Consider the following 15,086-nt stretch of genomic DNA (forward strand, 5'->3'; position numbering starts at 1 on the left):
GTAGCACCGTAGATAGTATTTGTTACAGATGTTACCAAATTAGTAGTGGTAACAAGGTTAGGATTAATGAAATGACTATAAGAGAGTAAATACCCATTTTATCCTTAAAATAATTAAGGCAATCAAAAGGGTTCAGTATGGAAATAGATAGTGGCATTGAAGGATCGGTGTCTTTAAATCAGGGTAATAACAAACCGGTCTTGGTTGGCAAAAGTTCTGCAATTAAACAACTCAAGGAGCAGGTAAAGCAGGTTTCGAAATGTACAGCCCCCGTTCTTTTAACTGGTGAAAATGGCACTGGTAAAGAGGTGCTTGCCAGGCTAATACATTACCACAGTTCTCGAAGTAACAACCCATTTATTACTGTTAATTGTGGGGCTATTCCGAAAGATCTTGTTGAAAGCGAGTTATTTGGTCATACCAAGGGAGCATTTACCGGGGCCGAATCACTGAAAAAAGGATGTTTTGAACAAGCTGATGGCGGAACCTTGTTCCTTGACGAGATTGCCGAAATGAATTATCCGTTACAGGCAAAGTTGTTAAGAGCTGTAGAGCTAAAATCTTTCCGAAGAGTCGGAGGAGAGAAAAAGATCAATGTTGATGTACGGGTTATTTCGGCTACGAATCAGGTCTTAAAGGACCAAATAAAAGCCGGGAATTTTCGCAAAGACTTATTCTACAGGTTGAATGTGGTTGAATTGCATATACCTCCTCTCAGGCACAGAAAAGAAGATATCCCCTTGCTTGCAAAATATTTTCTAAACTCATTCAAACAAAAATATGACGTGGACGAGAAGAGGTTCTGTGATAATTGCCTGAATATATTTATGAGCTATGATTGGCCGGGTAATGTTCGCGAATTAAAAAATGTTATTGAACGCTGCATCATAATGTCAGATGGAAAAACTGTCAAGGAGAAATTTTTACCGCAAAGACTCAAGGGGATTAAAGAGGAATTTGATTCGCTACTTGATCATGATAAAGATATTAGAAACTACGTCCACATTCCGGTTGGCACTTCCCTCGAGAAGGCTGAGCAAAAGCTTATCTCCAAAACGCTTTCGATTGTTGATAATAATAAAACGAAAGCTGCGGAGATTTTAGGGTTCAGCAGGCGGACCCTCCACAATAAGCTTGAAAAATATAAAATTAACAGCTAAGAAAGAGTATGGGAAGGTACGCCTCTAGAAAGTATTCTTGATGTATGCTATAACTTTGGCGTACCTACAAATAAGTTGATATTGTAAATAAGTTTGGGATCATGCACTGATTTAGCCAATCCTTTTATACTCTGTACTAAATTGTCCCAAATTTTCCCTTCGTGCGAGATATAACTTTGAGAACGGGCACAACCAATTAATCCCTCTTCATCTTTGTGCTGTGTATATTTTAATTTAAATCGGCTTACATTTTTAAAATATGGGAGAAGCCTAAACTTCCATAGGACCTTAATTCGAAACTGGCGTATTTTCCCCTTAATACCGTCATAAGGAGAAACACTATCTTTATTATGTTTGGTAGCCTCACTAATCAGGTCTAAATATTTCTTTGTAAACGAATCTGTTTCATCCCAGTAACTCCATACAATCCCCAGCCTCCCTGAAGGTTTCAGAATTCTATTAAATTCTTTCAGGCTCTTCTTATAATCAAACCAGTGCATGGACTGAAATGAGGTGACCAGATCAATAGCGTTATCTTCAAGCGGAATCGATTCGGCTGATCCCTGCATATATTCAATATTTGGATGGTCCTTTCCCATTTCGATCATAGCTTTATTCGGCTCAATACCAATGACCCGGGCTCCCCTATCGGCTAAAAGTGCAGAAGAAATGCCTGTACCTGCTCCTACATCAACAGCCATGATCTCTTCATTGCCGGATATATTATTCAAAAGTTTATCGATTACTGTATTAGGATAACTAGGCCTATATTTTGCATATGCTTCAGCTTTCTCAGTAAATAAATCTTTTTGGTGAACTTTAGCCATAATTATCAGATTATTTATATAATTAGAATAACGCTAAGATTGATTTTCTGCCAAGAGTTGATCCCTGCAATGCTTATTTCAATATGAATAGTTAACTGATTTACCTATTCATCGATCTAAAAAATGAAATGAAATTCTTCCCGTGCAAAGATTCTTGATTTTTTACTATTTGCATAGCCATCGATATTCATAAGTATTAATTGATTTATTCAGTCATTCCCTTCTCTCGAGGTTCGAATCCATTCGTTTGGCCCACCATCAGAAAGTAGATTAGTATATACTTTAATTTTCCATAGGGCATATCTAGGAGTATATAGTAGTGCTTTGTAAAGATTATTGTCTACAGAAGCAGCCCTGAAACCAATAAAGAGGTGTAATAAGGCAAGTATAAATAACGCGCTCCATCCCACAGCCATCCCCAATGATCCTGTTAAACCAATAAATGCACCTAACAAATTAAATGCTATCATGAAGCAAATAATGACTACCATATTAACAAGCGGTGGCATTATAAGATTAGCCAGAGTATCCAGATAAATAAGTGGTTTCTGTTTTGTAAATACGGCCGAAATCAATTTCCCAAAATAATTTTTTATAATCGGAAAGCGACCTACTTCCCATCTCTCACGCTGCGATTTAGCATCTTCCTTCTTTTCTGGCATCTTAGCTGTTACTTCCGCCTCGGGCGCAAAAGTTATATTTACTCCGTTCAGCAGTAACGTAAGCCCGTATTCAATATCTTCTGTTAATGAGTGAGATTGCCAGGGCACGTTCTTTAGAACCTCGGTCGAAAAACACATTCCATTTCCCCGAAGTCCCATTGAGAGGCCTAGGGCCTTTCTTCCCATCGGTCGAACATAATTATATAGCGTAAACCCAATTCGTGTTATCTCAGCACTCCAGACACCAGGTTGTGGTTGGACCATATCATTGGCCTGTATAACTTGAGCATCATTATTCAAATACCAGTTTATTACAGTTAAAAAATCGCCGGAAATTAAACTGTCGGCATCAAAAACGACAACAGCATCATAGCTATATTCATTGGTGAGCTTATCAAATGCCCAACGCAAGGCAAATCCCTTGCCTTTCTTTTTTTCGTTATCCCTTTCAATCACATGTACTCCCATATTGCGGGAAATCTTAGCTGTACTGTCGGTACAATTATCTGCTATCACAAAAATGTCATAATTCTTTTGGGGATAAATCAAGGAAAACAAACTATATAATGTCTTCTCTATCATCAGCTCTTCATTATGAGCGGGAATTACAACAGCAAATTTATTCCATGATTCGGTTTCAAAATTTTCTCTCTTGGGTGCTGTTAAGGCCATAATGCTCATTATTACCAAATACACTAGAAATGAGCCCAATACTATTAGTAAAATACCTTGGAATATCGTAAGTACAATCATTCGTCGCCCTTTTTATAAATAGATTTATTCGTTGACGGCTTAACAAAAAAACCTAGAACATAGGATAAAGCAGCCGTATAATTAATGGCCGGCTCATTAACCATATAGTTCTTTTTTTTATCCTCGTAGTTTTTCGCTGGATACTCCGATAATGAGCCATCCAGTGACGTGTGGTTATTCGGTCCTCCTACCAACATCCCGGGAACAGGATCCTCCTGATATTCTAACATCGAAAATTGATGGTATGGATGCTTAACAGAAGGATTTCCTACATTGGTTACATACGATTTTTGCATGGGATTTCTGCCTAACACGTAATGCAGTTGATCCTTCGTTTTATTCAAATACTGATCTTTTTCTAAAAACCGGTAGGCCTGTATAAGATCAAAAGCATACCCCATCGCTATACTATTTGAGCCCCAATAATATTGGTCTGGTCGTAATACATAGTTATATCTATTTTGATCAATATTGTCTATCAAGCGATCTGCAAATTTTGTCAATTGTTTGAGAACACGTTTTTGAACTCTTGGATCAGCCTTATTTTTGGAGACTTCCAAGTATCTGTAATAAGCAAAGTTTTCCACATTTTTCCAGCTTATTGGGGGATTACCAGGTCCGTCTCCCCTTTCAAAATGTGACAGGAAATAATTATGGTATTTTTCTAACCCGGTTAGGTGATAAAGTTCAACACTAGCCCATAAGCGTTCATCTCTATCATCGTTATCATTGTACTCTCCTCCTTTAACATCTCTGGGATTGGTAAAACCACCCAATGGAACAGTTACTGGTTCTTTAGATAAAAATTGCCAGGCATCACGTGCAGCATTATCGAGTTTTGAAGCAAATTCAGAATCAAATTCTTTATATACCTGTGCTCCCAAAGCTGCAACAGCAGCAAAATTGGCAGTTACATTACTGTTAACTTCAAAAATATAACGTTCATCGTCTTCTTTGTGAGGTAAATGCTCACCGGTCCATTTTTTAGCCGATACCTTAAAAAATACGCCCCCATCCTTTCGCTGCATTCGTAAAAGCCATTCCAAACCCCATCTTATTTCATCTAATATATCTGGTATTCCATTGCTACTCTCTCCGGAAAGATCCAGCTGTCCATCATAATAGCTTTTGGGATTATGCAGATACTGATATAAAAGGTATCCTGCACTCAAAGTAGTAGTGATTGAAAACTTATTATAATCGCCCGCATCATGCCACCCTCCGGTTACATCCTTTGCTCGATCAGTGTTTTTATAAAATACCGCATCATCTGAGTGACAAACGGGGTGACTCCATTTACTGCTATTGTCTACAGCAACTCCGCATCTTTGCAGATAGAAACTCTCTAATACTTTAATTGCCGGCTTACGGTAAATATTCTTTCCTATTCGAAAATCTGGGGATTCAATAGCCTTATCCTTCAACTTTATCTTAAATGATCCTTTTTTATCCAACTCACTAAAATTAATAGCGTGAACGACATCCCCGGAGCTGGGATCCTTTAAATAGTTTGTATTAACTTCACCCTTAAAAACAACCTCACTGCTTTTTTTATTGATAATTTGAAAATATTTGGCTTTCACATTAGAAACGAATGCCACCTTCCTCTCATCAAGATTATATCCAACCCCATTAACAACGATTTGTTTGGGCTTTTCCTCCTCACAACCCCAACAACCACACACCAATACAATTATAAAAAAGAGGCTATTATTAAATCTTCTATGATTGCAACGATGATTCATAAATGAAGAGCTATAATGTTTTATCCAACTGAATAGTTTGCAATAAATCTTATCTAAATATATTCACCTTCATGTGTGATTGAATTCAAATAGGACTTTTCTAAAATCCGACAAATTTTATCAAAGTTGGACATCCTTATTTTATCATTCGGTTTAATATCAATATCAAATTGTAGTTCCAGCTTTCTTATCAGGGTTTCATGCGTCTTGGAAGTCCAACCCGAAACGTTAGACGGGGATGTATTGGGGGCAATTGCTTCCGTATTCACATCTAGCGTCTTTGCCATTATCTGTTTAACCGTAGTGGCAAACGCTTGGCTATAGCTCGCTTTGGGGAAAGCACTATCTTCACCATTTAGTTCTTTAATAATTTTTGCAGGCACCCCTCCGGCAACAACATTAGGAGGTATAATTCCCGAAACCACACTCCCGGCTGCAATAACCGAACCTTCCCCAATAACGGATCCTTTCATAATCAATACCCTCGAGTTAACCCATACATCATCTTCAATAGTAATTGCCTTCCCTTCACTATGTGTAAAGTCTTCGCCGGGTACGTGGAAATCAGTATCATGAATCATACAATAGGGGCCAATTTTAACGTTATTGCCAATTTTAACGCATTGATTAGCCACTACTGTCGTGCCAAAATTTATAAATACATTATCAGCAATATCGATTTTGCCTGTTGGATAGGTAACCAGCTCACACTGTACACTTCTGGACGTAATATTGACGTGATCCCCAATGTTTATCTGTCCGTTATTAATGATGTAGGGTTTTTTCTCCGTTCTCGGGTACTTACCAACACGATCACAATTCCGCAAGTAGAAACGAGAGAGCATCAGCGATTTAAATAAAGTAGCTCCTTTATAGATCAAGTATCGTATTGGAAATTTTGAATCTCTATTCAGACTTTTGCGAACCCTATCCACCAGCCAATTATTGAATGGCATTGTATCCAATATTTTTAGCAACCAGCTCTTCATGCCAAATCAGAATTAAATATTTAGCCCCATTACTTTAGATAACTAATCAAACCAGTTCTTTGACTCCCTTCATTATATGCGCCAGTTTTAGATACTCATTTGGGGCAAGGATTTTCAGCGCAAATCGTAAAAGTCCCGTTGAGTTCTTAATTGTTAATCGTCTAATATTATAAAATGACTTTCCAAATTGGTGGGGACCGGTATATACACTGCATGCAAAAGTGAATCCAGCTTTCTTAACCATCTCTTGCACATCTTTATTTTGCATCCCGTAGGGATAACAGAACGTATGAACCCTATCTTCCAAAAGATCTTCAATCAGAATCTTTGAATTCCTAATTTCATATCGGGCTTTTTCCGGTGTTATTTCTGTCAGCTTGGGATGATTCATTGAATGAGCCCCGATTTCAAACCCATGGTTATGCAATTCTATAATCTCTTCGTTATCTAACAGTCTAGCAGATGGAAAATCTTCGGAGTTATCCCAGATATTCTTTTTTAGGGAACGATTGCCTAAAACAAAAATAACCGCTTTAAATCCATATTTTCCTAAGATGGGATAGGCACAATCAAAAAAGTCTTTATACCCATCATCAAATGTGAGAATAATAGGCTTTTTAGGAAGTTCTAACCGGTTGAGCAGATATAATCTAAAATCATTAAAGGTGATAGGGGTATATCCGAAATGCTCCAATAACTTCATTTGATTTTCAAAATTCCTTACCCCCACACCCGTCCAATGATCAAAGTCGTTTTCTTCATCGATTATGCGATGATACATCAGCACCTTGATGTGTTTGACCCTGCTATCAATCTTATCAAGATCAAAATTGGGCTGTTCTTTACTCTTTTTTAGAACACTCCTTTCTTTTGTATCGGTAATAAAATAGTCCATCCTTTCTCTCCGAATTCTGATTCATTTTCCCTACCCTATTATAATAGAATCAATTACTATGCCAGCTTTCATGATTGTATTTAATAGTTATAGAATGGACTATTAAATTAGCCGTCAAAAGGATGGGAAATTTTATTACAACCTATATCATTAATAACGTGCAAATTTTTCGATTGTCCCTAAAACCTATCACAGGATTGATAAAGTGAGGATATCAGATAGGATAATTTCCTTGGATAAACAGATAGGAAGAAAAACTGCAAGCACGGTTCTTACTAAATCATTCCATTCAGAATGATAAGTGAAATTAGCTGATACCAATTTCCCTCATAACCTAACTAATACCTTGAGATGCTTTTGAATGATCTAGTCTTGAAACCAAAAAACAACACCAATCATGATATTGCTTGATATTAAAATAGCCTGCCAAATTTAACAAAACTATACATCTGGCAGGCTTTTCTTTATAAAATTAATATGAAAGACAGATAATTACTGAAGTTAATTCTTCCTCATAAGAACTAGTTTCTTGATTCAACCGTCTGAATATGGTCTACATAATTATTATAAAGCGTTTCATCAGTACGACCCCCTGGCCAACAAATATTGCCGCCATATTCCCAACATTTAACCCAGTCGGCAGTAAATTGCCAAAGCAAATCTCCAGCAACTGCATTTTCTTGTAATGCGGAATACAGCCTCAGATAAACCTTTTCTACTCGTTCATCCCCCCAACCCGGAAAACCGTACTCTCCAAGCACAAATGGTTTGCCATAACTCTGTGCAATTTCCTGATGGTCCCTAATCCAGGCATCTTGGGCAGTTAATAAATCAGAATCAGCTGATGTACCAAATCCCCAATTAGCGGGATACCAATGAGCTGTACCGTAATCAATTTCAGGAATAGCAGTATTCATAATATAACTGGTGCCACGATCGGCCCGAAGAACATACGTATTTGAATAATCATCAACAGAATATTCTGATGGAGTATCTGCATCATATCCTTCCTCTCCGGTAGATACCATATGGTTAGAATCAATTGATTTTATGTATTGTGCCATTTCTTGATACCAGTCACGCATCCTTTGAGGATCTCCACCGTCGAGCTGTGCCTCATTCATGATCTCCCAAGAGAATACCGCCGGCTCATTTCTATACTCAATACCAGTTTCTGTGTTGGTTCGAGTCAATAACATTTCAATATAGTTTTTAAACCATCGTTGGGTATCTTCATCACTGATGAAGTGTGAAAGGTTGCGTGATGGATTATCTACACCATCCCAGGTATTATATTGGCAAATTCCCCCTAAATCATCCCAATAGTTCACCAATGTTAAAATAAAGCGCATACCTCGGTTTTTACCCTCAGCAATAACCCGATCCAGGGCTTGAAGCGCTTGTTCATTGTAAACACCAGGCTCAGGTTGGATAACCGTCTCACTAGAATCCTGCGCACTATACCCACAATCATATCCATCGTAAAAAGCCCACATTCGTATTACTTTGATTCCAGCTTCTTCAAAAGCATCAAATGCGCGGTCTACCACCCTGGGATCTAGCTCTTCATAGTTTGGCAGGTAGTAGGCATTCGTTCCCACAAAGGCAAAGGATTCCCCTTCAACTGTAAATTCGCCATTGGTTACCCCGACAAAAGAACTTGGTGGCTCAGTCGGCTGAGCAGCTTCAGTATTAAACGTCCAAGGATTTGTCCATTCTGCATTTCCGGCATTAGTAATCGGTTTTACACGCCAGTAGTATGAGGTGGCATTGTCAAAGCCTGAACCCTCATACGAAGTACCAGACACGGTTTCTTGAATGAAAGGATTCGAAAAATTTTGAGAGGTTCCAATCTCAATTTCGTATTCAGAAATACCATTAACTGCATTCCACTCAAATGTTATGTTAGTTCCCAAGTCAGATGCCCCATCTTCCGGTGATTGCAAAGAGGTCGAAACCGGTTCTTCGCCATTACTTGACTGAGTCTGAAAGGCATAAGTATCTGACCAAGGGCCAGACTCTGAGTCAGCTAAAGCCCTAACTTTCCAGGAAATAGTTGAATCTGATGGTAAACCACTCATTGAAAAGCTGGTAGCATCTAAGGTGGAATCAACCATGATCTCATTAAAACTATCCGTAGCAGCTAACATTATTTGGTAGTTGTCAGCTGCATTTTGAGACTCCCATTCAAAGGTTAAGGTAGTACTCAAATCTGTCTCTCCATCGTTAGGTTGCAATAATTGCACCTTTTCTAATTCTACACTTTCATCTGGTGAACTATCTGTCAGCAGACCACAATGTGTTAACAAAAAAGCAAGTAGCACAACACTGATGAAGGCAATAGTCTTTTCCAACTTCCTTTTACAAAATAAATAGAAAGGCAATTTGTTACAAGATGACATAATTATAAGAAGTTACTGTATTAAAAATTTGAACTTTATCTCACATTTAGACCATGATATAAAGTTTTTATGAATAACTATTTTAGTAAACAGTTATCAATTGGGTACTAATAAACTTTGCAAATACAGAAATGTTCCAAAATAAATTTATTACTAAATGCTAAGAATTAATACTAGAAATTCTTTAGAAGAAGTAAAAAGGGAATCATTCAAAATTCCACAACCGAATTAAATTAGTGCGGGAGTCAATTAAATTTTCTCTATGGAGGAGATGATCTACATTTTTGACATGGCTTTTTAACTCCGCTATTATCTCTTTTCTTACCGCCTCGCTCATTTGAACCTTATTTTTATCTTTGTAAACAACACTATCATAGACGGTCTTTACCCGTTTATATAATCTTTTACTTAACCAAGTTCGCATAAACTCTCTGAATTTTTTGACATATTTTAAATCTAATAAGTGCCTTAGTGAGATACTTAATGGAATTGAACTGCTATTTACTTGTTTTATACGCGGTGTAAAATTCGGATCAACTTCCAAAAATGAATAGATCTCTTTACAAACCTTTAAATTATTATCGTAAAAGTCATCAAATAATACGATCTTAATATTTTTGCGAGGGAAAAGATTCAAAAATTTCTTTATGTGTTTATCGTATTTTGCCTGCTCTAAATAAAAAAGATGAGATAACGGCGGTCTTTTAACTTTGACAGCCATTCCTTTCTTCCTTTTTTCTTCATAGTTTAGAGCTTCTTCAATGTTCTCAGCCCCTTCAGCCAATAAATCAAACTTATTCCACTGATACCACGATCTTACAAAATGTATCGGATTTCTTATAGATATTATGATTTTGGAATCAGGATTATATTCATAGATTTTTTGTGCTGCCTTTCTTGAATACAGATAGTGCACAGAAGCCTCTCCTATCATCTTTTCTTCCCTAGCATCAGAAAAAAGCTCTAGGTATTCTTTCAACTTTCTAAATCTAAATCGTTTTTGAATACCTAAAAACCGACTTTTTTCTTGGTAATATTGATCAACCTCATCATGAAAATCAGTACAAAAAAAATGAGGTTCCTTTAAATCTGGCATATATATCTGATTATGTTGTTTTAAAAAATCATATAAGGCTGTAGTACCAGACTTAGGAAATCCCACAATAAAAAAATTGGGTTGCTTCATATTTAAAACCACATCAAGCTTTTTAACAGAAATAAATTACTTTGCCTTGAACACATAATACTTGCTTATTAGAAAAGCGGCTCAGTATAGCCACGTATCAATGAAGATTCTACAAGGAATCTATTATTGATACAACTCCCTTTTAACCGCTTGCAAGAGTACATTTTTCTTTCCTGAATGGTTATCTTTTTTATAACTAGCAGAAACATCCCATAAAATAGCACCTCCTAAGTTGTTATTTTTAACATATTCTATTTTTTCTTTGATTGACCTTGCGTTATCAAAACTCACAAATTGCTTCGGCGAATCAATACTTAGATAGGGTACTTTCGCTGACTTATCCCACTTAGCATTCGATAAATTATACCGATTGGCAAGTTCATAATATGGAACTCCACCTGCTCGCTCTACTTTCGGTGTCTGATCCTGCCAACCCTCTCTAGGGCTATTCACTCCATGCCATACATATCCGTAAAAGTCGATTCCAATTCCAATTTTTTGGGGAGGTATCCCCACTTCAAGAAATTCCTGAACTTTACGATCAACGGATGGCAATGGATTACCATTGCTAAAAGTATCTCCGCCATTGTAAAGTGGAGAGTTATGCCAGGTCACCCAACCTTGCCAAGCCCCACTCATATCGTATGTCATTAAATTAATTTGGTCAAATTTTTCATATAGTTTTGCAAACATTTCAGGTTTCCAATTGGTCGCAGCAGTTAGTAGGGGTCTATCTAAAAGTGGAGTGGTTTCTTTTTGTAGAGCCTCATAAAGTTTATTGACAAATGTAATGTAATCTTTCTTATCACTTTCTCGAATAGGTTCTAAGTCAAGGTCGATACCATCAAACCCCCACCTGTTCATTGTTGATATCAAGTTATCAATAAAAATTGACCGACTTTTATCTGAAAAAGCACCAACAAATTTGTCATGTAACCCATAACCTCCTATTGTCAATAAGACTGGTTTTTGATGCTTATGGGCAGCCTTAATGATTGAATTTAATCGGTCTGGATTAATATTCTCGTATGGCTCAACTTTTGAAAGGGTTCCATCTTTGTTAGGAGTTAGTGCAAAATATATTAGATGTGTAAAAGCGTCCCAATTGATCTCACTAGCTTGCAAATGCCCCCAATTACCTCCAGGTGGAGCAAAATGATTCCAAGAAACCAAATAAGCAGAAACCCAAATATCTGAGCCTTGGCCTTTAGTAAGGTTCTCATTATTAGTTTGAGCAAATACCGAAGATGCAAAGCCTGAGAGCAGAAAATAAACACCCACAATCACACCAATAAAAAAATATCTGTCTTTATTTTTTAAACACATGATTTTAAATACCCTCTGGATTTAATCTCCACTTTCTTGCAATTCTTGTTTAATGGCATTTAACAGTGCATCCCTCTCAACTTCTCGGGCATTACTTCTATAGCCACCTCCAAGTTCCCAAATCATAGCTCCACCAAGACCATTTTCACGCACAAAGTTAAGTTTGTGCTTTATTGATCGCTCATTTTCAAATGAGATAAAAGTCTCGGGTTCATCAATGCTAACATATGGAACCCGAGCTTTATCATCCCACACAAAATCTTCAAGATTATAGTTCTCATACAAAGTGTGGTATGCTATACCACCCCGAGGTGAAATATCTGGCGGATTATCTTCTGTCCAATTATCCATTGGTTCCGATACACCTTCCCATACGTAACCATAAAAACTGACACCAATACCTAGTTTATTGCGATCTACTCCTGCCCTTAAAAATTCATGAACCTCTCGATTCACTGAAGGCAACTGCTGATCTGTAGCCCCTGGAAAAGTTTGCCCCCCATTATATAAAGGAGAGTTATGCCAAGCTACCCAACCATCCCAAACACCACTCATGTCATACGTCATGATATTTATTTGATCGAATTTATCATTTAGCTTACCAAATAGTTCTGGTTGCCAGCTAACGGTTGCCGTCAATAAAGGCGTAGATACCAAAGCAGCCTCCTCGTCCTGTAACTGCGTATAAAGCTCATCGATAAATGTGGTATACGCCTCCCGATCTTCCTCTCTTATTGGTTCCATATTTATATCTATGCCATCAAAATTCCACTTATTTAATATCTTTATAAGATGTTGAATAAAGTCTTGTCGGTTTGCATCTGAGATAGCTCCCAAGAATTCTGTTCTGGTATTCCATCCACCCACCGAGTACAGAATAGGAGTTTTATTTTCATGGGCAGCCTCTACGATCGAAGTAATTCGACCTTCATTCAAATTATCCGACGAACTTACAGAAATAACTGATCCGTCATTTTGTGGAATAAATGTAAAATAAACTAAATGGGTGAAGGCTCCCCAATCAATTTCATGCGTTGGCAGATTTCCCCAATTCCCCTGAGGTGGTACATAATGATTCCAAGAAGCTAAATATGCAGATACCCAGATATCCTCAGAGTAAAACTTTTCTTTACCCTCATCGGTTAAAATAGTACATGAAACAAAGATTACTGCTAAAAGCGGTACTACTATATAACGTTTGGTCTTCATTGCTGGCTGACTATAATTCTATTTATTCCGAAGCTTCTATAGAAAATTCCTGCATCGTAAATTCACATCTTTTGACCTCAATGTTATGTCTTTTTGAAAAGGTTTTAAGCCTTTCTCTGATAACTGGTTTAATCTGCTGTTTTGCGGAAATTAGAATCCGATCGAAGCTTTTTGTCTGTAACAGTCGAGGCAGCTTCCAATGTCCGCCATAAACAGGATATCCATTTACATATGTACCCTCCAATTCTGGATCTTCATCAAGAAATCCTATCGGCTTATCCTTGTAATCCTCATTATTTAAAATTCGATGAAGTAACATAAGTCCCGACTCATTGACGCCATGGATTAAAATATTATTCTCTGCTTTTGTTGTGCTTTTGAATAGATATTTCAGAACATGATAAGAGAACCGTATCCCTAGCACAAAAGTAAGCAAGAAGTAGAAATCCAGCACCAGAAATAACAAATGGGGCAACCCAAACGAATCGATAACAAGTGGGAAAATGGAACCAAATGCTATAACAGCATAAGCGACACTTTTCAAGACTTTTAAGACATCGCCTAACCCAACAAGTCTAATATTTTCTTTATATAAGCCTGTTCCCCAAAATAAACTCAACTGTATAATACAAGCAAGCACAAGGATAAACTGAAATTTTGATGTTTGGAGATAATTTGGATCCATCCAGTTTACAACAAAAAATGATGCACCGAATGATAGCGTTATAAATCCAAGGTCAAGAAGGCTTTGAAATATTACTTTATTAATCAAAAACTTCTCATACAAGGGTAAGAAAATACCGTTCCTGAATATATCTATTTCCCGATACTTCAATTGTCTTATTCCCCAGAAAAAAGCAATTCCGGCAATAATAAACAGGATAATAGTGTCTTTAAAAGAGTTCATCCATGTAAGAGTAAAGGCACCAATAGCAAAAATTGCTGAGACAATATAGAGAAGGATAACCGTATTTCTGTGTGTAAAGCCTTGCGCCAATAGTTGATGATGGATATGTGATTTATCCGGTACAAACATGGAATAGAGTTTGCTCACTAGTGACTTTTCCTCCGCTTTTTCACTCGAAGGAATATAATAGTAAAGAAGCCTGCGTAACATCGAGAGTATAGTGTCAGTAATCGGAAGTCCAAGTACAATAATGGGGAACAGAATTGAGAAACCTGTTGTAATTTTAGTTGAACTGTGAATTGATAAGATTGCAAGTGCGAATCCTAAAAGAAGACTGCCTGAATCTCCCAAGAATATTTTGGCAGGATTAAAATTATATCTAAGAAACCCCACCAGGCTTCCTGCCAACATTAAAGCTATCAATCCATTCCAAAGCTCAAGATATTGAAAGGAAACAATAAAAATGGTCACACATGCAATCGTAGCTATACCTGAGGCCAACCCATCCAATCCATCGATCAAGTTAATTGCATTAGTAACCCCAATAATCCACAGGATAGTTAAAGGAAAGTTTATAAACTCAACATCAACCAAAAAGGGAGTAACAGGATTTATAACTGTGGATATTTCAAATCCCGCGAAATAAACTATCCCAGCGGCAATAAACTGAATAACGAATTTGAAGCCTGGGCTTAATGTTTTTATATCATCCCAAACTCCAAGTATAAAGACTAACGTTATTCCTATTGCCAATAACCCCAGCTGAAAAATATGTTCATTAGTGTCAATAAATAGGTGAGGAAATATCAAATAGAAGACAAGTAGAGAGAAAAGGAAACTGATAAATAAAACGGCTCCTCCCAAATAGGGAGTCGCTTTTTGATGGACTTTTCTTTCATTTGGTTTATCCACCGCATGCAAGGAATACGCAAGCTTTATCATATATGGTGTTATCAAAAGGGCAATTATCACTGGAATCAGAAACGCCGCTATTGATTGTATAACCGATGTAACCATAACTCTAT

The 15,086-nt window shown here is 37.2% G+C and carries 11 protein-coding genes; 1 reads left to right on the forward strand and 10 read right to left on the reverse strand.

The features are described from left to right. The first annotated feature begins 137 nt into the window (after positions 1-137). Entirely contained in the window at positions 138-1,160 is a 1,023-nt protein-coding gene (locus ACT3IB_RS09245; RefSeq protein ID WP_491538717.1) for a sigma-54 interaction domain-containing protein, read from the forward strand. Positions 1,161-1,207: 47 nt separating this feature from the next. On the opposite strand, the gene ACT3IB_RS09250 is transcribed toward ACT3IB_RS09245, so the two are convergent. The 10 genes from ACT3IB_RS09250 to ACT3IB_RS09295 form a co-directional block, all read right to left on the reverse strand. Then, positions 1,208-1,987 carry a class I SAM-dependent methyltransferase gene (locus ACT3IB_RS09250; RefSeq protein WP_491538718.1) on the reverse strand — a complete coding sequence of 260 codons (780 nt, stop codon included), beginning with the start codon at positions 1,985-1,987 and terminating at the stop codon, positions 1,208-1,210. A gap of 209 nt (positions 1,988-2,196) precedes the next feature. After that, positions 2,197-3,321 carry a glycosyltransferase family 2 protein gene (locus ACT3IB_RS09255; protein ID WP_491538719.1) on the reverse strand — a complete coding sequence of 375 codons (1,125 nt, stop codon included), beginning with the start codon at positions 3,319-3,321 and terminating at the stop codon, positions 2,197-2,199. Between the two features lie 77 nt (positions 3,322-3,398). Then, on the reverse strand, positions 3,399-5,147 hold the full coding sequence (locus tag ACT3IB_RS09260; RefSeq protein WP_491538720.1) for a glycoside hydrolase family 9 protein: 1,749 nt from the start codon (positions 5,145-5,147) through the stop codon (positions 3,399-3,401). Positions 5,148-5,200: 53 nt separating this feature from the next. After that, positions 5,201-6,103: a hypothetical protein gene (locus ACT3IB_RS09265; protein WP_491538721.1), complete on the reverse strand. Its 903-nt coding sequence runs from the start codon at positions 6,101-6,103 to the stop codon at positions 5,201-5,203. Positions 6,104-6,182: 79 nt separating this feature from the next. Next, positions 6,183-7,031 (reverse strand): polysaccharide deacetylase family protein, encoded by an 849-nt coding sequence (locus ACT3IB_RS09270; RefSeq protein WP_491538722.1) that lies wholly within the window; start codon positions 7,029-7,031, stop codon positions 6,183-6,185. Positions 7,032-7,552: 521 nt separating this feature from the next. Then, positions 7,553-9,385: a glycoside hydrolase 5 family protein gene (locus ACT3IB_RS09275; protein WP_491538723.1), complete on the reverse strand. Its 1,833-nt coding sequence runs from the start codon at positions 9,383-9,385 to the stop codon at positions 7,553-7,555. Positions 9,386-9,638: 253 nt separating this feature from the next. Beyond that, positions 9,639-10,619 carry a sulfotransferase domain-containing protein gene (locus tag ACT3IB_RS09280; protein WP_491538724.1) on the reverse strand — a complete coding sequence of 327 codons (981 nt, stop codon included), beginning with the start codon at positions 10,617-10,619 and terminating at the stop codon, positions 9,639-9,641. Between the two features lie 123 nt (positions 10,620-10,742). Then, complete coding sequence (locus ACT3IB_RS09285; RefSeq protein ID WP_491538725.1) at positions 10,743-11,945, reverse strand: glycoside hydrolase family 18 protein; 1,203 nt, start codon at positions 11,943-11,945, stop codon at positions 10,743-10,745. Positions 11,946-11,966: 21 nt separating this feature from the next. Further along, positions 11,967-13,154 (reverse strand): glycoside hydrolase family 18 protein, encoded by a 1,188-nt coding sequence (locus ACT3IB_RS09290; RefSeq protein WP_491538726.1) that lies wholly within the window; start codon positions 13,152-13,154, stop codon positions 11,967-11,969. A 22-nt stretch (positions 13,155-13,176) separates the two neighbouring features. After that, positions 13,177-15,078, reverse strand: coding sequence for a hypothetical protein (locus tag ACT3IB_RS09295; protein WP_491538727.1), 1,902 nt, complete (start codon positions 15,076-15,078; stop codon positions 13,177-13,179). Positions 15,079-15,086 lie beyond the last annotated feature (8 nt).

The sequence above is a fragment of the Fodinibius sp. GM21 genome (assembly GCF_058386955.1).